At 44.6% G+C, this 22,466-nt stretch carries 14 protein-coding genes, 3 tRNA genes and 3 pseudogenes; 12 read left to right on the top strand and 8 right to left on the bottom strand.

Annotated features, from left to right (window positions below; genetic code table 11):
• The first annotated feature begins 12 nt into the window (after window positions 1-12).
• From OCV19_RS09955 to nspC, 6 genes are all read left to right on the top strand, one after another.
• Window positions 13-88, top strand: a tRNA-Gly gene (locus OCV19_RS09955).
• A gap of 80 nt (window positions 89-168) precedes the next feature.
• A tRNA-Leu gene (locus OCV19_RS09950) sits at window positions 169-255 on the top strand.
• A 32-nt stretch (window positions 256-287) separates the two neighbouring features.
• Window positions 288-363, top strand: a tRNA-Gly gene (locus OCV19_RS09945).
• A 1,380-nt stretch (window positions 364-1,743) separates the two neighbouring features.
• Window positions 1,744-4,695, top strand: coding sequence for a pyridoxal phosphate-dependent class III aminotransferase (locus tag OCV19_RS09940; RefSeq protein ID WP_170926835.1), 2,952 nt, complete (start codon window positions 1,744-1,746; stop codon window positions 4,693-4,695).
• An 8-nt stretch (window positions 4,696-4,703) separates the two neighbouring features.
• The gene (locus OCV19_RS09935) at window positions 4,704-5,954 is read left to right on the top strand and encodes a carboxynorspermidine synthase (RefSeq protein WP_050621275.1); all 1,251 of its coding nucleotides are present in this window, start codon (window positions 4,704-4,706) and stop codon (window positions 5,952-5,954) included.
• Between the two features lie 172 nt (window positions 5,955-6,126).
• Window positions 6,127-7,260, top strand: a complete 1,134-nt coding sequence (gene nspC, locus OCV19_RS09930) for a carboxynorspermidine decarboxylase (RefSeq protein ID WP_065675481.1) — start codon at window positions 6,127-6,129, stop codon at window positions 7,258-7,260.
• 43 nt (window positions 7,261-7,303) lie between these two features.
• Here the strand turns inward: nspC and OCV19_RS09925 are convergent, their stop codons facing one another.
• The 5 genes and pseudogenes from OCV19_RS09925 to OCV19_RS09905 all read right to left on the bottom strand — a co-directional run bounded on the left by OCV19_RS09925 (window position 7,304) and on the right by OCV19_RS09905 (window position 12,689).
• On the bottom strand, window positions 7,304-8,065 hold the full coding sequence (locus OCV19_RS09925; RefSeq protein WP_086738309.1) for an IS5 family transposase: 762 nt from the start codon (window positions 8,063-8,065) through the stop codon (window positions 7,304-7,306).
• A 138-nt stretch (window positions 8,066-8,203) separates the two neighbouring features.
• Window positions 8,204-9,508, bottom strand: a pseudogene (locus tag OCV19_RS09920) (IS4 family transposase).
• 131 nt (window positions 9,509-9,639) lie between these two features.
• A complete protein-coding gene (locus tag OCV19_RS09915) occupies window positions 9,640-10,152 on the bottom strand; it encodes a glycine cleavage system protein R (RefSeq protein ID WP_004733356.1) in 513 nt (170 codons plus the stop codon).
• 267 nt (window positions 10,153-10,419) lie between these two features.
• A complete protein-coding gene (locus tag OCV19_RS09910) occupies window positions 10,420-11,328 on the bottom strand; it encodes a DUF3943 domain-containing protein (RefSeq protein ID WP_065677762.1) in 909 nt (302 codons plus the stop codon).
• Window positions 11,329-11,423: 95 nt separating this feature from the next.
• Window positions 11,424-12,689: pseudogene (locus OCV19_RS09905) on the bottom strand (IS4 family transposase).
• A 109-nt stretch (window positions 12,690-12,798) separates the two neighbouring features.
• On the opposite strand from OCV19_RS09905, the gene OCV19_RS09900 reads away from it, so the two are divergent.
• From OCV19_RS09900 to OCV19_RS09890, 3 genes are read left to right on the top strand one after another with little or no spacing between them, the layout of a single operon-like run.
• Window positions 12,799-15,210, top strand: coding sequence for a DmsA/YnfE/YnfF family dimethyl sulfoxide reductase (locus OCV19_RS09900; protein ID WP_065677526.1), 2,412 nt, complete (start codon window positions 12,799-12,801; stop codon window positions 15,208-15,210).
• Window positions 15,211-15,221: 11 nt separating this feature from the next.
• On the top strand, window positions 15,222-15,842 hold the full coding sequence (locus OCV19_RS09895) for a DMSO/selenate family reductase complex B subunit (RefSeq protein WP_004733360.1): 621 nt from the start codon (window positions 15,222-15,224) through the stop codon (window positions 15,840-15,842).
• Between the two features lies 1 nt (window position 15,843).
• A complete protein-coding gene (locus OCV19_RS09890; protein ID WP_065677525.1) occupies window positions 15,844-16,689 on the top strand; it encodes a dimethyl sulfoxide reductase anchor subunit family protein in 846 nt (281 codons plus the stop codon).
• Between the two features lie 147 nt (window positions 16,690-16,836).
• Here the strand turns inward: OCV19_RS09890 and OCV19_RS09885 are convergent, their stop codons facing one another.
• Window positions 16,837-18,075 (bottom strand): CinA family nicotinamide mononucleotide deamidase-related protein, encoded by a 1,239-nt coding sequence (locus OCV19_RS09885; RefSeq protein ID WP_065677524.1) that lies wholly within the window; start codon window positions 18,073-18,075, stop codon window positions 16,837-16,839.
• A gap of 246 nt (window positions 18,076-18,321) precedes the next feature.
• Here OCV19_RS09885 and OCV19_RS09880 point away from each other — a divergent pair.
• From OCV19_RS09880 to napF, 3 genes and pseudogenes are all read left to right on the top strand, one after another.
• Window positions 18,322-19,587 (top strand): annotated as a pseudogene (locus OCV19_RS09880) (IS4 family transposase).
• A 184-nt stretch (window positions 19,588-19,771) separates the two neighbouring features.
• Window positions 19,772-20,338, top strand: a complete 567-nt coding sequence (locus OCV19_RS09875; protein ID WP_065677611.1) for a molecular chaperone TorD family protein — start codon at window positions 19,772-19,774, stop codon at window positions 20,336-20,338.
• Window positions 20,338-20,853 (top strand): ferredoxin-type protein NapF, encoded by a 516-nt coding sequence (napF, locus tag OCV19_RS09870; RefSeq protein ID WP_065677612.1) that lies wholly within the window; start codon window positions 20,338-20,340, stop codon window positions 20,851-20,853. The genes OCV19_RS09875 and napF overlap by 1 nt, the downstream gene beginning before the upstream one ends.
• Before the next feature lie 173 nt (window positions 20,854-21,026).
• Here the strand turns inward: napF and yfaE are convergent, their stop codons facing one another.
• Window positions 21,027-21,305: a class I ribonucleotide reductase maintenance protein YfaE gene (gene yfaE / locus OCV19_RS09865; protein ID WP_010438115.1), complete on the bottom strand. Its 279-nt coding sequence runs from the start codon at window positions 21,303-21,305 to the stop codon at window positions 21,027-21,029.
• Entirely contained in the window at window positions 21,305-22,438 is a 1,134-nt protein-coding gene (gene nrdB / locus OCV19_RS09860) for a class Ia ribonucleoside-diphosphate reductase subunit beta (protein WP_017063554.1), read from the bottom strand. The genes yfaE and nrdB overlap by 1 nt, the downstream gene beginning before the upstream one ends.
• Window positions 22,439-22,466: the final 28 nt, after the last annotated feature.

Here is a 22,466-nt window from a genome sequence, read left to right as displayed (position 1 = left end):
AAGAATGAAAATGCGATACTAGCTCAGTTGGTAGAGCGCAACCTTGCCAAGGTTGAGGTCATCGGTTCGAACCCGATGTATCGCTCCAAATTTTTTAATGTTGATTGGCGTCAGCATTAAGATGGTGTTTTACTTTTCAGTAATCGGCATCGCAATAAAGAATTGCGTGCCCTGGTGGTGGAATTGGTAGACACAAGGGATTTAAAATCCCTCGGCGTTCGCGCTGTGCCGGTTCAAGTCCGGCCCGGGGCACCATCTATTAAAGTCTTTATCTTGATAAAGCAAATGCGATACTAGCTCAGTTGGTAGAGCGCAACCTTGCCAAGGTTGAGGTCATCGGTTCGAACCCGATGTATCGCTCCAAATTAAGAAGCCCGAACAGAAATGTTCGGGCTTTTTGGTTTCTGGCGTTTAGCTTTTACGTTTAGGAACTCTTGTTGTTCGAATCCGCGCTAAAAATTCATTTCTATTTTGCCTCAAAATTTCGCAATCAAGTTCGTTTTAAAAGCGAGATTCCCTATGAACTCGTTCCTCGTGCTAGGGAATGACGTAGACACGGACAGATGATTAACTTTTCATTCCTTTATCTGTGTAGTGAACTTTGTTGGTTTCAGTGCGAGATTTTCTATGAACTCATTCCTCGCTCTAGGGAGTGACGCCATGACCTCAAAGCTACTCTAGCAACGTTTATAATCCCACGTCGTCATCCTCGGGCGTGAGGAACGAGCGAACCGGGGAGCTCTTGCCGCTTGCTGATTAACTTCAGTTTAATCTATTGCATCAAATAGTTTCTGAACAAAGCAATACATCGACATGTTGTAAGGGACTCCCAATGAACTCATTCTTCACGCGAGGGAATGACGGAAAGGCGCCACAGCCTCAAAGCCATCACTAACACCGCCTGTACACCCACGTCGTCATCCTCGGGCGTGAGGAACGAATGAACCGGGGATCTCTTGCCGGTCTGCTGATTGACTTGTGTTTAATTCATCGCATCAGATAGCGTCTTGAATAAAGCCATACAATGACATGTTGTAAGGGATTCCCTATGGACTCGTTCCTCGCTCTAGGGAATGACGCCATGACCTCAAAGCTTCTCTAGCAACGTTTATAATCCCACGTCGTCATCCTCGGGCAAGAGGAACGAATGAACCGGGGATCTCTTTCTCAAACGATAGTGTGATGATATTTACAGCAATTGCTTAGCCGCAGCTGCTATTTATCAAGCTATTATTAAAAACTATTGGTCGTTCATTTCACTTTATGTTACTTTCCCGCGCAATCTCGGAATGAACAATGTTCAAGAAGAGCAACGATTGCTTCTGGGGGATACGCGTAGTGACCATTCTTGCTGATTGGGACATTACGTAGGGTAGGTATTGGCTAGTCCTTTAGCTGATAGACGGGATACTTATGGCGCAGTTCGCCATGTTAATGGGAAACCCAACATTGAACACACTAATTACAACATTGCTAATCAGCTCTGCATTTCCAAAGGGACCAGCTCCTCATAGCTGCCCGATCCTGCAAAAATGTCCAATTCTTCAAAACAGTAGCATTACTGAACCTTGAGCTCACGCTAACAATTTATCGCTGTCTTAAGACGGCTTAATTTCGTATTCGTCATTTGACTTATGCGAGCGTACAGCTATATCTCATTTCTAGACAATACGTGTACTTCACTATGAACTCTCTCCAAATTTAACGAGAGTTGGTGGGTAATTGCGTCTGATGGAGGTGAGTATGAACACATTCAAGGGGACTTTTATGACTACCGCCTTTGAAGTCGATATCAATACTATCGCAAATTCATTTTCAACTATGGTTCCTATCTTAGAGGGAACGTACGACCTAACACCTGACGCTATTTTGCTAGAGCAAGAACAGCATGAGTCGGATGTTCGCTCTTACCCAAGACGCCTGCCTATTGCTATTAAACGAGCATGTGGCGCTTTAGTTGAAGATACTCGTGGCCAACTCTTTCTCGATTGCTTAGCCGGTGCAGGTACACTTTCTCTGGGTTACAACCACCCTGAGATTAACCAAGCACTTAAAGACCAGCTCGATTCTGGTTTGCCATACCAAACACTTGATATCACGACTCAAGCAAAAGAGACGTTTATCAAGCGAGTTAAAGCTTTTCTTCCTCAAGACTTTTCAAATAACTCGGTTCTTCAATTCTGTGGCCCATCGGGTGCTGACGCTGTGGAAGCCGCGATCAAGCTCGCTAAGCAAACCACAGGTCGCAACACCATGTTTGCTTTCCGTGGTGCTTATCATGGCATGACCAACGGCACCATGGGCATGATGGGTAACCTCGGCACTAAAGAACGTCGTAGCGGCTTGATGTCTGACGTACATTTCATGCCTTTCCCATACAACCTCCGCTGCCCGTTTGGCATTGGTGGTGAAGCGGGTGCCAACGCGAGCATTCGTTACATCGAGCGTATGTTGAATGACGACGAATCCGGCATCATGAAACCGGCTGCCATGATCGTTGAGCCTGTGCAAGGTGAGGGCGGCGTGATTCCAGCTCCGGCATCTTGGTTACAAGGTTTACGTCGCATCTGTGATGAGCATGGCATCCTACTGATCTTTGATGAAATTCAATGTGGTGTGGGTAAAACCGGCCATCGCTTTGCGTTTGAAGAATCTGGTGTTAATCCTGATATCTTGTGCCTGTCGAAGGCGATTGGTGGCGGACTGCCTATGTCGCTGCTTGTATTCGATAAGAGCATTGATACTTGGAAAGCGGGTGAGCACACCGGCACATTCCGTGGAAACCAGTTAGCTATGGTCTCTGGCGCTAAAGCATTAGAAATTATTGAACGTGATGGCTTGGTTGAGCATGCGAACATCGCAGGCCAATACTTACGTCATGGGCTTGAGAAGATTCAATCACGCGTTAGATGTATTGCTGAAGTTCGTGGTAAAGGCCTGATGCTCGGCGCTGAGATCAAACAACCAAATGGTGAGCTTAACAAGTTTGGCGAACCACAATCAGACGGCGAACTAACCCTAGCGATTCAACGAGCAGCACTAGAGCGCGGCTTGATGGTTGAAAAGGGTGGTCGTGATGGTTCGGTCATTCGCTTCCTTCCTCCAATGATTATCTCTTTTGAGCAGATCGACTTTGCACTCCGCGTAATGGAAGAAGCGATCATCGCAGCAGGTGGTGGTTTACAACAAGCCCCAGCTTCAAGCGAACAAACAAACCAAGAATGGAACAAGCATTTCATCCAGACAGGTTTAGGCGGTAGCGACGAATTTGCTAGCGTGATGAACCAAACCACTCAAGCGATGAAAGCGGTTTTTGAACAGGTTGAAACCCCTTATTCGGGTTTAGAACCAAAAGTGCTAGAAGCAGCCATCAATGCTGTCGACCTTGACAACAATCAACACGCTTTGGTTGATGTTGTAGATAGCACTGCAGACCTTGTCGCTGCAAACTCCATCTTCGTGCAACACCCAGACTGTATTGCACACCTTCACACTCCACCTCTTATGGCTTCGGTAGCAGCTGAATCGATTATCGCGGCGTTGAATCAATCAATGGATTCATGGGACCAAGCATCGGCTGCGACTTATGTTGAGCAGCGCGTTGTGGATTGGATGTGTGACAAATACCAACTTGGCGCACAAGCTGACGGTGTTTTCACTAGCGGTGGCACGCAAAGTAACCTAATGGGTTTATTGCTTGCGAGAGACTGGGTCGCGGATAAGCACAATGGCCACTCAATCCAAAAGCTAGGCTTACCAGAATACGCGAGCAAGCTGCGTATCTTATGTTCAAAGAAATCTCACTTCACGGTTCAAAAGTCAGCCTCTCTACTAGGGCTAGGCGAAGCGGCAGTGTGCTGTGTTGACACCAATGCAAACGGCACTATCAAGCCTGACTTGCTAGCCGCAGAAGTGAAAGCGCTTAAAGCACAAGGGTTGATTCCTTTTGCTGTTGTCGGTACTGCGGGTACGACCGATCACGGTGCTATTGATGACCTTGAAGCGATTGCTGACATCGCCAACCAACAAGATCTTTGGTTCCATGTCGACAGTGCTTACGGTGGCGCGCTTATCTTAAGTAGCCATAAAGCTCGCCTGAAAGGCATCGAGAAAGCGGATTCAGTGAGCGTTGATTTCCACAAGTTGTTCTTCCAAACAATCAGCTGTGGTGCTGTGCTGCTGAAAGACAAAGCGAACTTTAAGTACCTACTGCATCACGCGGACTACTTGAATCGCGAGCACGATGAGCTGCCAAATCTTGTCGATAAGTCTATTGCGACTACCAAGCGTTTTGATGCACTGAAAGTCTTCATGACGATGCAAAGCGTTGGGCCAAAGCTGCTGGGTGATATGTACGATCATCTTCTAGAGCAGACGCTTCAAGTTGCAGACCTAATTCAAAACCAAGACGATTTTGAACTGCTTGCTGAGCCGTCACTGTCTACTGTGCTGTTCCGATCGGTGCCTCGCAATGGGCAATCAGCAAACGGTGAGCTAGATTTAGACAAACTGAATCAAACGTTAAGACTGGAAGCACTGACTCGTGGTGTTGCCGTGCTTGGCGAAACGGTCGTCGACGGTAAAAGCGCGCTGAAATTCACTATCTTGAATCCGTGCTTAACGACATCAGATTTAAAATCTCTAATTAACAAAATTCAAACTTTAGCTATTGAGCTAGCAGAACAACAAGGGTAATTAAAACTATGGCTATTCTACAAATTGGTGCAGGCGGCGTTGGTTGGGTTGTTGCACACAAAGCAGCACAAAATAACGAAGTACTGGGTGATATCACAATCGCTTCTCGCACAATCGCGAAGTGTGAAAAAATCATCGAATCTATCAAGGGCAAAAACAACCTTAAAGATTCAACTAAGAAACTAGAAGCACGTTCAGTAGACGCTGATGATGTTGATGCGCTTGTTGCTTTGATTAAAGAAGTTCAGCCGGATCTAGTGATCAACGCTGGTCCTCCTTGGGTAAACATGGCAATCATGGAAGCATGTTACCAATCTAAAGTTTCTTACTTAGATACATCGGTAGCGGTTGACCTATGTTCTGAAGGCCAACAAGTACCACAAGCTTACGATTGGCAGTGGGGCTACCGTGAGAAGTTCGCTGAAGCGGGCATCACAGGTATTCTTGGTGCGGGTTTCGATCCAGGTGTGGTATCAATCTTTGCTGCGTACGCGGTTAAGCACTTGTTTGATGAGATTGACTCAATTGACGTGATGGACGTGAATGCTGGCGACCACGGCAAGAAGTTTGCGACAAACTTTGACCCAGAAACCAACATGCTTGAGATCCAAGGCGATTCTTTCTACTGGGAAAATGAAGAGTGGAAACAAGTACCTTGTCACTCTCGTATGCTTGAGTTTGAATTCCCGAACTGTGGTTCTCATAAAGTTTACTCAATGGCGCACGATGAAGTTCGTTCAATGAAAGAGTTCATCCCAGCTAAGCGCATCGAATTCTGGATGGGCTTTGGTGATGCATACCTGAACTACTTCAACTGCATGCGTGATATCGGTCTTCTTAGCCCAGATCCGCTAACACTGCACGACGGCACTGTGGTTCAGCCTCTGCATGTTCTTAAAGCACTACTACCAGATCCAACATCTCTAGCTCCGGGTTACACTGGTTTAACGTGTATCGGTACTTGGGTTCAAGGTAAGAAAGACGGTAAAGAGCGCAGCGTGTTCATCTACAATAACGCAGACCACGAAGTGGCTTACGAAGACGTAGAGCACCAAGCGATCTCTTACACAACAGGTGTTCCAGCGATTACGGCTGCACTTCAGTTCTTCCGTGGCGAATGGGCTGATAAAGGCGTGTTCAACATGGAACAGCTAAACCCAGACCCGTTCCTAGCAACTATGCCGGAAATCGGTCTAGATTGGCACGTTCAAGAGCTAGAGCCGACAGCTGGTTTACCTCTGATCCACACTTTGAAGTAATTTCTGGCTCTTTGCCCTCGTCGCGTTGTCCTAGTGACAAGGTCAAAGCTCTGCGAATTCCATTCAAAGTCATATGATTGACGAGAACGTATAATTACAAGCCGATGCTGTTGCGTCGGCTTTGTTCGATTATCATGTGCCTTCGTGAACTCGAGGGCCGCAAGGTATTAACATGCAAAACAACGAACTAAAAACGCCTTATTTCATGATCAACGAAGACAAGTTGGTTGCGAACTTAGAGAAAGCCAAGCAGCTGAAAGAGATTTCAGGTGTGAAGTTGGTATTGGCTCTCAAGTGCTTCTCGACATGGGGTGTGTTTGACATCATCAAACCTTACCTCGATGGCACGACAAGCTCTGGTCCATACGAAGTGAAACTTGGCCACGAAACCTTTGGTGGTGAGACGCACGCTTACAGTGTCGGTTACAGCGAAGATGACGTGAGAGAAGTTGCTGACATCTGTGACAAGATGATCTTCAACTCTCAAAGCCAACTTGCCGCTTACCGTCATATTGTTGAAGGTAAGGCTTCACTGGGTTTACGTTTAAATCCGGGCGTGAGCTACGCAGGACAAGACTTGGCGAATCCAGCACGTCAATTCTCGCGTTTGGGCGTGCAAGCTGACCACATCAAACCAGAGATCTTCGATGAGATTAATGGTGTGATGTTCCACATGAACTGTGAGAACAAAGACGTTGATGCCTTCATCGGCCTACTTGATTCAATCTCAGAACAGTTTGGTGAGCACTTAGATAAGTTGGACTGGGTGAGCATGGGCGGTGGTGTGTTCTTCACATGGCCTGGCTATGACATCGAAAAACTCGGTCTTGCGCTGAAAGCCTTCTCTGAAAAGCACGGCGTTCAGATGTACCTTGAGCCGGGTGAAGCGATCATTACTAAAACAACTGACCTAGTTGTAACCGTCGTTGATATTGTCGAGAACGTAAAGAAAACGGCGATTGTGGATTCAGCAACTGAAGCACACCGTCTTGATACGCTTATCTACAATGAACCAGCATCGGTATTAGAAGCCTCAGAAACAGGCAGTCACGACTATGTGATTGGTTCATGTTCATGTCTAGCGGGCGATCAGTTCTGTGAAGCGAGCTTTGATGAGCCACTTAAGATTGGTCAAAAGCTACACCTGTTAGACAGTGCCGGCTACACCATGGTGAAACTGAACTGGTTCAATGGCCTTAAAATGCCATCAATCTACTGCGAACGTAGCAGTGGCGAAGTTCAGAAGCTAAATGAATTCGGTTATGAAGACTTCAAACGCTCATTATCACAATGGTCAGTTAAGTAACTGAATTATTAGGGCGTGTTGATCTTTGCTGTACATTTCGCGTTCAACAATACATCGGTAGCCACATTAACATGAATGCCAGCGATAACATGCTGGCATAATTCCTTTCTAGCTTGTCATATCTACTTGAAATAGCTCGATAATGCTTAATTCTCCCAAAGGCATTTTCGACCAAGTGACGATACTTGTATAAACACCAATCCATACTGTCTTTGTCTATATCTTGTCCGTAATTGCGTTTAGCAATTACCGTTTCTCCGCCACGTTCCTTAACAAAAATACGGAAAGGTTCGCTGTCATATCCTTTATCACAAACGATGGTATTAACTTCATCGAGTTGCTCAACTAAGCTTTCGGCATGCACTATATCGTGGCGTTGTCCCTCTGATAAATCAAAGCAAATCGGCAGGCCACCACTATCTACGGCTAAGTGAATTTTGGTTGAGTTGCCCCCGCGACTTTTTCCTATTTGCTCTGAACTTTCAGTAGCTGCACCTGTACTATGCTGATGTGCTCTAACTATAGAGCCATCAAGAAATACCCATTCAAAATCAGCCATGTTAGATAAGCTTTTGAAAAGATTATCTAAAATCCCTTTCTTTGACCAAAGATTAAATCGTCTGTAAACGGTACTCCACTCTCCGAACTCAGAGGGTAGATCTCGCCAAGGAATACCTGTTCTCATTCGATAAAGTATTCCTTCAAATGTCATTCGATGTTCAGTTTTATCGTAAATACGACCTGTACTTTTCATAACTTGGAGTAGCAGTTCCCAGCGAATATCAGTTAGCATTGTTCTTGGCATGGTATTGGTTATGGTTTTACTTTTGGCGAAGCAAATTATAACTCTTTACCATGCTGTTCAAAAAACACTCACGAAAGATCAACACGCCCTAGTTCAGAGCAATAAAAAGAGCAGCCAATGAGCTGTAATGCCGTTCACTTAAGAGTGAACGGCATTTTTGTTCTTAGCATACCGTTGTGGTCTGGGTTTAACTGTTCTAGGGAATGTCCTTTCCCTTCGCCCTTCAAGTATTAAGCTTTCAGCCATGTTGTGGAACCCCTTTAGCTGACGAGGTATTGCGCCTGGTGTTGAGTAAGGTAAGCCTACAAGTAACGCAGATACATGAGCTAATGTGCCGTTAAAACTGAGTTGATAAGGAAGGTAATTTCCCTTTAGATTGAAGCAGAGCTCGACCATCTGGTATCGGATTAAATTGTAAGTAAGCAAGATGCCCCATAACTCCTGCTTTACCAGTTCTGGTAAACGACTTCGCAGCGTGAGACGATTTCCAAGCATGTATTGTTTCTGCTCTCGGTAGCCTAGCTCAATTTCCCAACGATGTTCATAAAGGCCTGCAATATCTTTTGATGGGTAACGCAGGAGTCCGTCATGGAGGTTAATACTTGGTAGTCTTTTCCTTTAATTTTACGAGTGACAAGTCGAGCGGTTATCGACTTTGGTAAATCAGGCCATAGCTTTCTAGCCCTTGGGTTACTGTGTAATTGAACCAGTTTGTCATTTCGCCCTAAAGATTGAACAATGTCATATTGTGTATTTTTCTTGAGGGGGATAAGCCAATGACGCTCTGAGCCAGAGTCTTGCCATTTATGTAATAAGCCTAAAGAATAGAACCCTTATCGAACATTGTCACGCTATGGTTTGGTGTTGTTTCTATCAGTTTTTCAGCTAATATCATTTCGTTTGTATTGTAATTATCAAAGGCACTGGCCGTAATAATGTGACTGCTTAGTTCCATTTGGCAGACCATTCTCACTTGCGGATATTGCGTCCCTTTTTGTCGAGAAAATGCCTTTTCATTTTGCGGGTTATCGGGCGTTCGCCAAACAACGCCATCGACGCCAAGAAGCGTTAATCCATTCCACTGGGGTAACTTTGCACTTTTTAACCATGACGTAGTCATTCGCTCAAAGACCGCTTTAATTGCGTCTTCACCCAACGTCTTTCGACGTTGAGTTAACGCACTTGGTGCGACAAAGCTTTACCTGTACGGTCGACAATATCAAGTTGGTTCACTAAATCTTTCATGGATTTACTGTTATAGATAGCCATTCCAACAAGCAGCCACACCATGGATTCTAAAGTTAATTTCCTCTTTCTCATCGTGACGGTATCAGTAAGAGAATAAGCTTCGTCGATGAGGTCAATTGGAAGCAAGTCAGACAAAGTTTCAACGTTGCTAGGTTTCCAATCATTAATTATGTTTAGAGCTTGAGAAACATCCATAAAAAAATCCAAGTGCATTAAATACACTTGGATTTTGACAGCTCTGAAGGATCGTTCAACCGATCACTTTGGCTTTAACTGATCGGCATTAGCCAATGAGCTGCTCTTTTTTGTTCTTCAATTTTGTTTATTTAGCTTTCAATCATCACTCGAGTATCTTCACTGAGCGTTTCTAGCTCGTTGACGACATCATCAATCAGAACTTCAATTGGCAGTTTAACGGCGATTTTTGATGTGAATAGGCTTGAGCTAACACCGCCACCACCTGCGATAAATACGCGGTGACAGTCCATATCGAGAATACTGATCCCTTGTCTATCCAATACATGAGTCACTTCGTTGACGATACCTGCTCGGTCGTTAGAATCGAGTCTTAGGTGATGGATTGTGTCTTGAGCATTGTGCGTATGATCGGAATCGACAAACTGCACGATGAGATCCGGATTGGCGCTAAACGCTTCTTTGACAATCGATTCGTTGATGGCTGGAAGTTGAACCTTTAGTACGCCAGCGACTTGGTCTTCAATAAAGTTCACTTTACTGATGAGCCATTTGCCGTCGTTTTCGTGAGTAACCGCAGCAAGCTGTTTGATTGTTGCTGGTGATGCTTTTCCGATAAAGTTTACGATAAATGTACTGTTCATATCAGCCCCCAAGGTTTCAATTATTCTTTGCTAATTAAATGTTTGATATCACGCGATAAAGTTCTTTAATTTCAGTGTAGAAGGTTACATCGAACAATGTTTGACCTAGGTCAATTTTTGAAACTAAGCTTCGATGCAAAAAAAGAGAATGAAGAGTAGGGCACAAAAAAAGCGGCTAGAGAGCCGCTTTTTAGAAGAATTGTCACTGTGACTGATGATCCAGCAACTTATATTCAATAACTTATATTGAGTAATACTAGAGACGAATTAGAACGTTACTTTGAAGTTCATACCAACAAACTGAGAGTCGTATGGTGCGCCAGCATCGTAAGCAAAACGCGCAGCGTCTTGGTTATCCCACCAAGGGTTAGTATTCAGGTTCACTTCTGCGTCACCGCCCCATGCATCACTTACCCAGTAATGAATATGACCAACAGGGTTAAGGAAGAATAGCGACACATCACCCATCGTTTGAGAGCCCATCACTTCGCCACCTGAAGCAATGATATCTTGCTCGGTTTCTAGCATTATTTCACCCACAACCGCACCGAAGAAAGGTGTGATGAAGAGATCTTGCCATGAAGGTACTTCAGCAAATGCTTCTACGCCGTATTCCCAGAAGAACGTCGACATAGTCCAAGAGTATAAGAATGACTCAAACTCGTCGTAACCTGCGTGTCGAGCTGCGGTGTAGTAAACACCACCGAAATATGGGTGCATTACGTAGTTTAGGAAGTGTTCGTCACGGTCCCATACTGGGCCTTCAGAAACGTTATCTTTCCACTTTTTACCTAATGAGCTGATATCACGTTGGTCATCATCCCACTTAGTAATACTTTCAGGGAGCAGAGTCATTAGACCCACTGTCGCGACACTTAAGCCTAGAATGGTGTAGGTTTGACCCATTAGGTAATCCCAATCTTTCTCCTGGCTCACCAACATGTGTTTTGGTTGTTGGATTGAGAAGTCGTACTCATCACTCGATTCGCTCAGTGCGTAATTGGTACTAGGCTTGTAGGTATACAAGTTGTCATTAAAACAGTAATCTTGAGCACATTCATCCGAGTAAGAAAGGTTGATTGGCTGGTCGAAGTCGTATTGGCTTGCAACCGAGTTAACTGACATTAGCATTGAAAATGCAGCAGTAACCTTTGTTAGTAACGGTGATTTGGCCACAAGGGTCTCCATGAGAAAGTTTGGAATTGATCAGGGTCACAATTATCTATTAAATGCCTGATTTAGGGAACTAATAATTTATCATAGACTGAACCTTAAGCATTAAGACCAGCATAAATCCCGTCTAACGTGATGTTTTTCTTTGACTTCCTCTGGGCGGACTTTTGTGCGTTCTTAAATATATAGCTAGAGGCCCATTCCAGTTTATTGCCTATTTCTGACCATGCCTTGTGGCTGATACATTCAAATATGGGCAACAGCCACACATCCACATTTTTTGCCGCCTTAAACAGCGAGACCGATGGCATTATCTGAAGCGCAGTACTGCGCCTGATGATCAGCGAGAGTAAACTGGCCCAGATAAGCCCATCAACGATGGCCTTTTGTGCGGTGACAAATCGTTGCCAGTTTGTGTGAGATTTTAATTCTTTAAAAAGCAACTCCACCTGCCATCGACAGCGGTAGATCGCCATTATGTCATCAGCAGTATAGGTACCTGAAGGCAAGTTAGTTAACCAAATACAGAATCGCTTTTCTTCTGCAAACCAACGTCTTACCACTCTAAATTCTTGCTTACCACTACGAACTTTAAGGTCGAGTACCTGTGAGCGATTAGTACCTCGAGTGATGTCTTTGAGCTTCTTTCCTTCTAGTTTAGATAAATGCCGGCCCTGACCGTTTCTCGCTTCTATAACATGAGGATTCAGGGACTTTGCTCCTCGAAAATATAGAAACCACCATACAGTTCAAGCTCAGTAAAGAATTGGAAGTCAGGGTACCCTGCGTCAGCCAACAACAATTTGTTACTCATTGTTTTGGGGCGGGCAAAAGTCTCTTTCTGATGCTGTATCAGCGCTGATGCTCATTGCGACTGGAGAAAAGCTTTTTAAAGACATTGTCATATGGCATTCAACTGCGGCTGGATTGCGTTTAAATCGGCTCGGGTAAACGTTCGAAAGGTCACGATGAATGTGGAAAGAGCTACCATCTTGAAGCAGCACATCATCAAAGGTGGCGAGTTTATCTGGTAGGTTGGCACTCTGCTGGCGAGCAAACTGAGCTATCGCTCGCATGGCCAATTGGCGCATGAATATCGGAAATTCTTCTTTTCTTAACTGGTTATGGTAGGGCTTATAAGCCACAGTATCTTTAGCGCTTAAGCACATCCCATTGAATTGCCTTAGTAAATCGGCAATAGATGAGCAGTTTCCTTTGCTCAAAGCGGCCACTAGGCTTACTACTAGCTGGTCGGGTAAGATAGCCCGACATCGCTTCATAAGTCCTGTACTTTTCGCCATTTTTTGAAGGCTATCAGCATTAAAGAATTGCTTAAACTGCTTTTGTAGGGAGATAATCGTCATCGGCTTCACGGTTGATATGGGTGGTTTGTTTGGCGACGATTATCTGATCATAAATGAAGCCTTTTTTCTATCTAAATAAATAGCTTAGAGCTTAAGATCCTGTCTATGAATGAACCTTACTCGAAGAGGCTTCATGAAAGCTTCTTCTGCGGTAGGTAGTGCAGCCGCACTCGCGGGCGGTATCGCTTTACCTTTCAAATCCAAACCAGTAGCGGCTGCAGTTGCTGAGAATGTGGATGAGAAAATCGTATGGAGTGCATGTACTGTAAACTGTGGCTCTCGCTGCCCTTTACGTATGCATGTACAAAACGGTGAAATCAAATACGTAGAAACAGACAACACAGGTACTGACGAATATGGTCATCACCAAGTTCGTGCGTGTCTACGTGGTCGCTCTATGCGCCGCCGTGTTTACAACCCAGATCGCCTGAAATACCCAATGAAACGTGTTGGTAAACGTGGTGAAGGCAAATTTAAACGCATTAGCTGGGAAGAGGCTTATGATGAAGTCGCTGGTACTATGCAACGCCTTATCAAAGACTATGGCAACGACACTATCTACCTAAACTATGGTACAGGCACCCTTGGCGGTACGGTTACTAAATCTTGGCCACCAGCACAAACGCTAATTGCTCGTCTAATGAACCTAAGTGGTGGTTACCTAAACCATTACGGTGACTACTCAACAGCGCAAATCGCGAAAGGCTTGAGCTACACCTACGGTGGTTGGGCAAACAACAACTCTTTCTCTGACCTAGAGAACACCAAGCTTAACATCCAATTTGGTAACAACCCTGCCGAGACACGTATGTCTGGCGGCGGTCTAATCCACCACTATGTAGAAAGCAAAAACAAATCGAACGCAAGAACGATCATCATCGACCCACGATACACCGATACTGCCGGTGGCCGTGAAGATCAATGGATTCCAATTCGTCCTTCTACAGATGCGGCATTGGTAGCGGGTCTTGCACACGTAATGATCACGGAAGACCTTGTCGATCAACCGTTCCTAGACAAATACTGCGTAGGTTACGACGAGAAAACTCTGCCTGCATCAGCGCCTAAAAACAGCGACTACAAATCTTACATCCTAGGTTTAGGTGAAGATGGCGTAGAAAAGACACCACAGTGGGCTTCTAAGATCACGGGTATTCCAGTAGATACCATCGTTAAGCTTGGCCGTGAAATGGGCACAGCGAAACCATGTGCGATTCACCAAGGTTGGGGCTTACAACGCACTGCGAACGGTGAGCTAGCGTGTCGTGCAATCGCGATGCTGTCACTACTAACCGGTTCTGTCGGTGTATCAGGCGGTTCAACAGGTGCTCGTGAAAGCGACATCAATATTCCGTTTGTTCGCTTCCCTACTGTGCCAAACCCAGTTGAAACGTCTATTTCAATGTTTATGTGGACAGACGCAATTTACCGTCATCATGAAATGACCGACATCACTGATGGTGTTCGCGGTGCAGAGCGCCTTAAGAACCCAATCAAGATGATCTGGAACTACGCAGGTAACTGCATCATCAACCAGCACTCAGACATCAACAAGACACACGCGATTCTTCAAGATGAAAGTGCGTGTGAAATGATTGTCGTGGTTGATAACCATATGACTTCTTCAGCAAAATACGCCGATATCATCCTGCCAGACTTAACAACGTCTGAGCAAGACGACTGGTGTATGGATGGTAAAGCATCGAACATGCCTTACTTCATCTACGCGCAGAAAGCGATTGAGCCTCAGTTTGAAGCGAAATCTATCTACGAGATGTGTACTGAGCTTGCTAAACGCATGGGCGTAGAAAAAGAGTTCACCGAAGGCCGTACTCAAGAGCAATGGATTGAGCACCTGTACGCAGAAACTCGTAAGAACGATCCAACCCTGCCAACCTTCGAAGAGATGAAAGAGCTGGGTATCTACAAACGTAGCTACGACCATCACTACATCGCTTACGAAGACTTCCGCAAAGATCCTGAAGCGAATCCACTGACCACACCAAGTGGCAAGATCGAGATCTACTCAGAGCAACTGGCTGATATCGCGAAGACTTGGAAACTGAAAGAAGACGAAGTGATTCACCCACTTCCTATTTACGCGGACTCTTTCGAAGGCCATAACGATCCACTCGCAGAAAAGTACCCGCTTCAGCTAACTGGTTTCCACTACAAGGCTCGTACGCACTCAACTTACGGCAACGTTGCAGAAATCAAAGCAGCAGCACCGCAAGAGTTGTGGATTAACCCAATCGATGCAAAAGAACGTGGTATTGAAAGCGGCGACATGGTGAGTATTTTCAACGACCGTGGCGAAGTTCACATTCCAGCGAAAGTGACACCAAGGATTCTTCCTCGAGTTGTCGCACTAGGCGAAGGTGCATGGTACGCACCGGATGGTCAGAAGATCGACCATGCAGGCTCTATCAACGTGTTGACGACTCAGCGCCCGAGCCCACTTGCTAAGGGTAACCCTCAGCATACAAACCTAGTTCAAATCAAAGCGCTAAAGAAAGCATAAGGTAGGTTGGAATGAAACAATACGGCTTTTACATTGATTCAAGTAAATGCACGGGTTGTAAAACCTGTCAGCTTGCTTGTAAAGATTATAACGATCTAGACATCAAAACGAACTACCGTCGCGTATACGAATACGCAGGTGGTGGCTTCACTCAAGATGGTGATACCTGGGTTCAGAAAGATGTCTTTTCTTACTACCTGTCTATCGCTTGTAACCACTGTACTAACCCAGCGTGTGTGAAAGTGTGTCCTTCGGGCGCGATGCACAAACGTGATGAAGACGGTTTGGTTGTGGTTGATGAGAGCGTTTGTATTGGTTGTCAGCACTGCAGCAATGCGTGTCCTTACGGCGCACCACAATACAATGCTAAGAAAGGTCACATGACTAAATGCGATGGTTGTTACCAACGTGTTTCTGAAGGCAAACAGCCTATCTGTGTTGAATCTTGCCCACTTCGTGCATTGGAGTTTGGTGAAATCAATACACTTCGCGAGAAGTACGGCTCTGGTGCGGATGTGGCTCCACTGCCATCTTCAACAGAAACGCTACCGAACATCGTGATTAAGCTGAACAAAAACGCGAAGCCGACTGGCGATACCAGTGGTCACCTAGCAAACCCGAAGGAGGTGTAAGATGATTTTTCATGAGTGGTCTTTAATCTTCTTTACGGTGCTGGCGCAAACTGCAGTTGGTGGTTACTTACTTATTAGTGCTCGCGCACTGGTACTTGGTCATGACGAAGAGAAACTAAACAGCTACAAGGTTCCAATGTTCATTCTATGGGCACTGATGGGGCTTGGCTTCATGTTCTCGACAACGCACCTTGGCTCTCCACTGCGCGCGTTTAACGCTTTTAACCAACTAGGCTCAGCTTGGCTGTCTAACGAAGTATTTTTCGGTGCGGCATTCTTCGCAGTAGGTGGTCTTCAATGGTTACTGTCTGTGGTTAAGAAAGGTGGCGTAGCTATCCAGAAAGCACTGATGGTTGGCGCGATGGTGTTGGGTGCAATCTTCATGTACGCGATGATCAACGTATACATGATCAACACAGTACCTACGTGGGACAACATCTACACACCACTGAGCTTCATCATGACGATGGTTGTGGGCGGTTTATTGCTGTCTCAATTCGTGATTATATTCGCTAACGACAGTCGCTTTACGGTTGACCGTAACATCACCATGCTGGCTGTGATTGCTGTTGCGATCAGCTTGCTTGTGACAGTAGGAAAACTGAACCTAATCGGTGACATCCAAACTTCAGCTGCAAAAGCGTCTGAGTTAGTCGATGGTTTAGGTAGCTATGTAATTCTTCAAGTGGCGCTGCTGATGACAAGCTTGTTGATTTGGATTCTACCTATGCTGAACAAAGCAAAAGTGAACCCAGTTAACCTTGGCTTAGCACTAGTACTGTTCTTGGCTTCAGAGTTAATCGGCCGTGGTTTGTTCTACAGTCTACATATGACAAGCGGTTTGTAATCACGCATTACGTGTAAACATCACTGCTTGTTTGGTTATCTAGAAGGCTAGATAAACAAAAGGCCCAACACCTATTTAGATGTTGGGCCTTTTTATTGCGTTTTTTCTAGCGTTTTTAGTACAGACTTAACGAGTTCGCTTACATACTTACTTAATGATAGCTGCTGGAATAAACATGTCTTTCAATCGCTTAACCGAAGAGTAAGTGCCAAACATCGGTTTGTTGTCTAGGTGCCTTCTCAGCATATCGGCTGCTACGGTTTTGATTATGGTACGTGCATCTTCACGCTTGTATTGACGGTAGAACTCCAGCACTTGCCCCCACTCGCCTGCTTCGCTCGACAACGCAATACTAAAAGTATTACCCTCTAACTTACCCGTTACTAAGGCTAACTCTGTGCCGCACTTTTCTCTTGTGGCACCAGCCAGTGCAAACGTCGCCGCTAGTGGATCGCTCTTTTCAAGCTCACTCTCTTTTGGCTCCGCCATAACCCAAGAGTGGCCGAAGCAATCTTCAACTTGCTCATTCGATTGCAGCCAAGCCGATAGCGCACCTTTAGTTGACACTTCCGATACCGACAGCGTCTTCTTTCTCTCAGCCATAATGTGGCCGATATGATCGATCATCGGCTCATCAACACTGACAACGTTGCTTTCCAACAGCTTGTACACCATTTGCAGCAGCTTAACGCGAGTTTCTAAATCCGACTTAGGCCCAAATAGTTTCACTTCAATAAACGGCAGATAAGAGCGGTAACCCAATTCATAACCTTGAGGCAATTTCAGCTGGTCTAACACGTCTGAGATGCCAGATTCGGACAAACCAAAGGTAAACAACCTGCTGCATTCAGAAGCGACCACTTGAGGATAAGTACGAGCTAGGTCAGGGATAATTTCAAAGCTCACCATGCGCTTAAATTCACTGGGTACTCCAGGTGTGAAATAAAAAGTCGCATCGTTAATCTTAAGTTTGAAGCCACATGCAGTGCCGACAGGGTTATCGACGATTTCCGAGTTTGCTGGCAGCAAAGCCTGCTTTAGGTTGCTATCAGGCATCGGCATACCACGCCCGGAAAACATCTCTTCCATACGCGCCAGCCATTCAGGGAACATAATGAGTTTCTGCTCTGAGGCAGCGGCCGCAGCTGCTGCACTCATATCATCGGTTGTCGGGCCTAAACCACCATTAACGATAACCACATCATAGTTAAAGCTCAGCATCAGCAGTTCTTCAACAAGAGCATTCATTTGATCACCCACAGTTGAGCGCTTAGCAAGAGCAAAACCATGCTGATAAAACTCAGCAGACATCCAAGCTGCGTTTGTATCTACAATGTCTCCATGAAGAACTTCTTCACCTGTGCTTAACATTGCGATTTTCGTCATATTTCTATCCCTTGTTGTCATAAAAAGACACTGCATTATTTACAAACTGGTCTATGGTTGAATTTGGAGCAATTCGCCTTTTCACTAATATTAATAATGTTAAACCTAAGGTTTTCTTAGGAAAAGCTATAAATTATTCATAGACAGGATCTTAAGCTCTAAGCTATTTACTTAGATAGAAAAAAGGCTTCATTTATGATCAGATAATCGTCGCCAAACAAACCACCCATATCAACCGTGAAGCCGATGACGATTATCTCCCTACAAAAGCAGTTTAAGCAATTCTTTAATGCTGATAGCCTTCAAAAAATGGCGAAAAGTACAGGACTTATGAAGCGATGTCGGGCTATCTTACCCGACCAGCTAGTAGTAAGCCTAGTGGCCGCTTTGAGCAAAGGAAACTGCTCATCTATTGCCGATTTACTAAGGCAATTCAATGGGATGTGCTTAAGCGCTAAAGATACTGTGGCTTATAAGCCCTACCATAACCAGTTAAGAAAAGAAGAATTTCCGATATTCATGCGCCAATTGGCCATGCGAGCGATAGCTCAGTTTGCTCGCCAGCAGAGTGCCAACCTACCAGATAAACTCGCCACCTTTGATGATGTGCTGCTTCAAGATGGTAGCTCTTTCCACATTCATCGTGACCTTTCGAACGTTTACCCGAGCCGATTTAAACGCAATCCAGCCGCAGTTGAATGCCATATGACAATGTCTTTAAAAAGCTTTTCTCCAGTCGCAATGAGCATCAGCGCTGATACAGCATCAGAAAGAGACTTTTGCCCGCCCCAAAACAATGAGTAACAAATTGTTGTTGGCTGACGCAGGGTACCCTGACTTCCAATTCTTTACTGAGCTTGAACTGTATGGTGGTTTCTATATTTTCGAGGAGCAAAGTCCCTGAATCCTCATGTTATAGAAGCGAGAAACGGTCAGGGCCGGCATTTATCTAAACTAGAAGGAAAGAAGCTCAAAGACATCACTCGAGGTACTAATCGCTCACAGGTACTCGACCTTAAAGTTCGTAGTGGTAAGCAAGAATTTAGAGTGGTAAGACGTTGGTTTGCAGAAGAAAAGCGATTCTGTATTTGGTTAACTAACTTGCCTTCAGGTACCTATACTGCTGATGACATAATGGCGATCTACCGCTGTCGATGGCAGGTGGAGTTGCTTTTTAAAGAATTAAAATCTCACACAAACTGGCAACGATTTGTCACCGCACAAAAGGCCATCGTTGATGGGCTTATCTGGGCCAGTTTACTCTCGCTGATCATCAGGCGCAGTACTGCGCTTCAGATAATGCCATCGGTCTCGCTGTTTAAGGCGGCAAAAAATGTGGATGTGTGGCTGTTGCCCATATTTGAATGTATCAGCCACAAGGCATGGTCAGAAATAGGTAATAAACTGGAATGGGCCTCTAGCTATATATTTAAGAACGCACAAAAGTCCGCCCAGAGGAAGTCAAAGAAAAACATCACGTTAGACGGGATTTATGCTGGTCTTAATGCTTAAGGTTCAGTCTATGAGCACTTTATAGGTAGTTTTGTTTTTGTCTTTTAATATTTAAATATTGATTGATAGGTATCAAATAAGTATGAAATTTAAATCTTATGAATTGAATGTATAAATTAGATCAAAGAATGGAATGGTTTAATTAATATAATTATCTTTAAAACCTATTACGGTATAAATAATAATGATTATCGATACGCACAAACTGTTGGGTTCGCTATTTTATAAAGCGATAAATAAAGAACAGTTGTTAACCATTGTCGAAGCCTTGGTTGAGAGTGAAGTTCTATCAGAAGAATGTCTGCTGGCACTGAGAAGTGAGCAGGAAATCGCCTTGTCTGCGGAATTTAGTCGCTTGTTTGAAGGCGTTGGAGACATGCCAGCTCCACCTTGGGGCTCTGTATACCTAGATAAAGACCGTGTTGTATTCGGCGCGTCGACTGTGGAATATCGCCAGTTCTTAGAGTTGAATCAGATTGAGTTGGACACAGGATTAAGAGAGCCAGAGGATCAGTTTGGTTTAATGCTATTCGCCCATGCATATTTGTTAGAAAATAATAATATTAATTCAGCCAGTGAATTACTTGAGTGCCATTTATTACCTTGGTCTTCTGTTTATTTGGATAAATTAAATACAGCATCAGATTTATCATTTTATAAGCAGCTATCAAGTGATGTAATAGATTGGTTTAAGTATTTAACATCTGAATATAATTTAAACGTTGCTACTAAAAAGTTATATATCGACTAATGTCTGAACAAATAAATTCAAATAGACGCGGTTTCTTAACTCGACTTTCTAAACCGGTTAAAGCAGCCGCGAATTATGAAGAGATATCACAGCGCTTGCACGCAAGGCCGCCAAGAGCGGTCGACGAGGTGCTGTTTGAGTGTCTTTGCGACGGTTGTGAGCTGTGTGAGCAAGCGTGTCCGAATAGCGTTATTGAAATGCTAGAGGGCAGTGCGCTGCTGAATTTGGATTACAACAGTTGTTCTATGTGTAACAAATGCACTGAAGTGTGTCCGACTGGCGCACTTCATCCAACGGTCACACCTTATATCGACCTCAAGCCGAGTTTTGCTGATAGCTGCAATAATTACATGCAAATGGATTGTTCAGCATGCCAAACTGCGTGTTCAGCAGGTGCGATACACATCGAAGTAGGAGAGTTGCCTACAGTGGACAAAGATAAGTGTAACGGCTGTGGAGAGTGCCGAAGCGCTTGTTATATTGGCTCTGTGACTCTTAACCTGACTCGGCAATAAACGTTTGGCTTTGTATGACGCAAGCCAACAGGAAGACTTTGGTTGAGCAATAGACGAGTCGTCTTACGATACCTAAAGACATAAATAGAAAAGGGTCCGCATTCCTAAAGGAAGCGGACCCTTTTTAATTCTTATTGAAGATATTCGAACAAAGCGACCTAAAGCCAGTTGGCTTATGCGCGTTTTTGCTTGTTTCTATGAATAACGTTACTCAGCGATAGCTCAGTCTTTGCTTTACAGATGCAAGGCAATATTTCATTACCTTGCGTGTAAGCCATAGCAAAACCAACGTACTCGACCTCTCCAGAATCCAACGTGCAACGGCAAGCGCCACAGTGGCCATCTCGGCAGTTGTATTCTGGCTCTAACCCCGCTTGTTCCATTGTTTCCAATAGAGTGTTTGAAGGGTTAGATTCAATAGAAGTCAGCTTGTTGATTTTGATTGTTGGCATTACAGCTCAAATCCTTCAAAGTCGTCAGCTTTTACTTCGTTGTCGATTTGGCCAACTAGGTAAGAACTGATTTCTGCTTCTTGTGGAGCAACTTGAACGTTATCTGAAGACAACCAAGCGTTGATCCATGGAATCGGGTTCGACGTTGCTGCTGGGTAAGCAGTACCTAGACCAACAGCCTGCATACGGATGTTGGTAATGTACTCAACGTATTGGCAAAGTATGTCTTTGTTTAGACCAATCATAGAGCCATCTTTGAATAGGTATTCTGCCCACTCTTTTTCTTGCTCAGCCGCTTCTTTGAATAGGTCGAAACACTCTTGCTTACATTCTTCAGCGATCTGCATGAATTCGAAGTCATCTTGACCGTTACGTAGCAAGTTGATCATGTGCTGTGTACCAGTAAGGTGAAGTGCTTCATCACGAGCGATTAGCTTGATGATCTTCGCGTTACCTTCCATTAGCTCACGTTCAGCGAATGCAAATGAACATGCGAAACTTACGTAGAAACGAATCGCTTCGAGTGCGTTTACAGACATTAGACATAGGTAAAGTTTCTTCTTCAGGTCGTGAAGTGAAATCTTAACGTCTTCGCCGTTGATGCTGTGGTTGCCTTCACCGTAGCGGTGGTAGTCAGCCGTTAGCTTGATTAGGTCGTCGTAGTAGAAAGCGATGTCTTTAGCGCGCTTTAGAATCTCTTCGTTTTCAACGATGTCGTCGAATACTACGCCTGGATCGTTCACGATGTTACGGATGATGTGCGTGTAAGAACGAGAGTGAATCGTTTCAGAGAAAGACCAAGTTTCAATCCAAGTTTCAACTTCTGGTAGAGATACCAGTGGAAGTAGGGCAACGTTAGGGCTGCGGCCTTGGATAGAATCTAGAAGCGTTTGGTACTTCAAGTTAGAGATGAAGATGTGCTTTTCATGCTCAGGAAGCTTGTTGTAGTCGATACGGTCGCTAGACACGTCTACTTCTTCTGGACGCCAGAAGAAAGAAAGCTGCTTCTCGATCAACTTTTCGAAGATTTCGAATTTTTGTTGGTCGTAACGTGCAACGTTTACCGACTGACCCAAGAACATTGGTTCTTTTAGTTGGTCATTTTTTTGCTGAGAAAAAGTACTGTAAGCCATAAATGCCTCAAATCCTTTAAAGACCCGT

It is taken from the genome of Vibrio celticus (assembly GCF_024347335.1).
In the GTDB taxonomy this organism is placed as follows: domain Bacteria; phylum Pseudomonadota; class Gammaproteobacteria; order Enterobacterales; family Vibrionaceae; genus Vibrio; species Vibrio celticus.
Note: the sequence above shows the minus strand (reverse complement) of the source record. Positions and strands in the feature narration are given on the sequence as shown.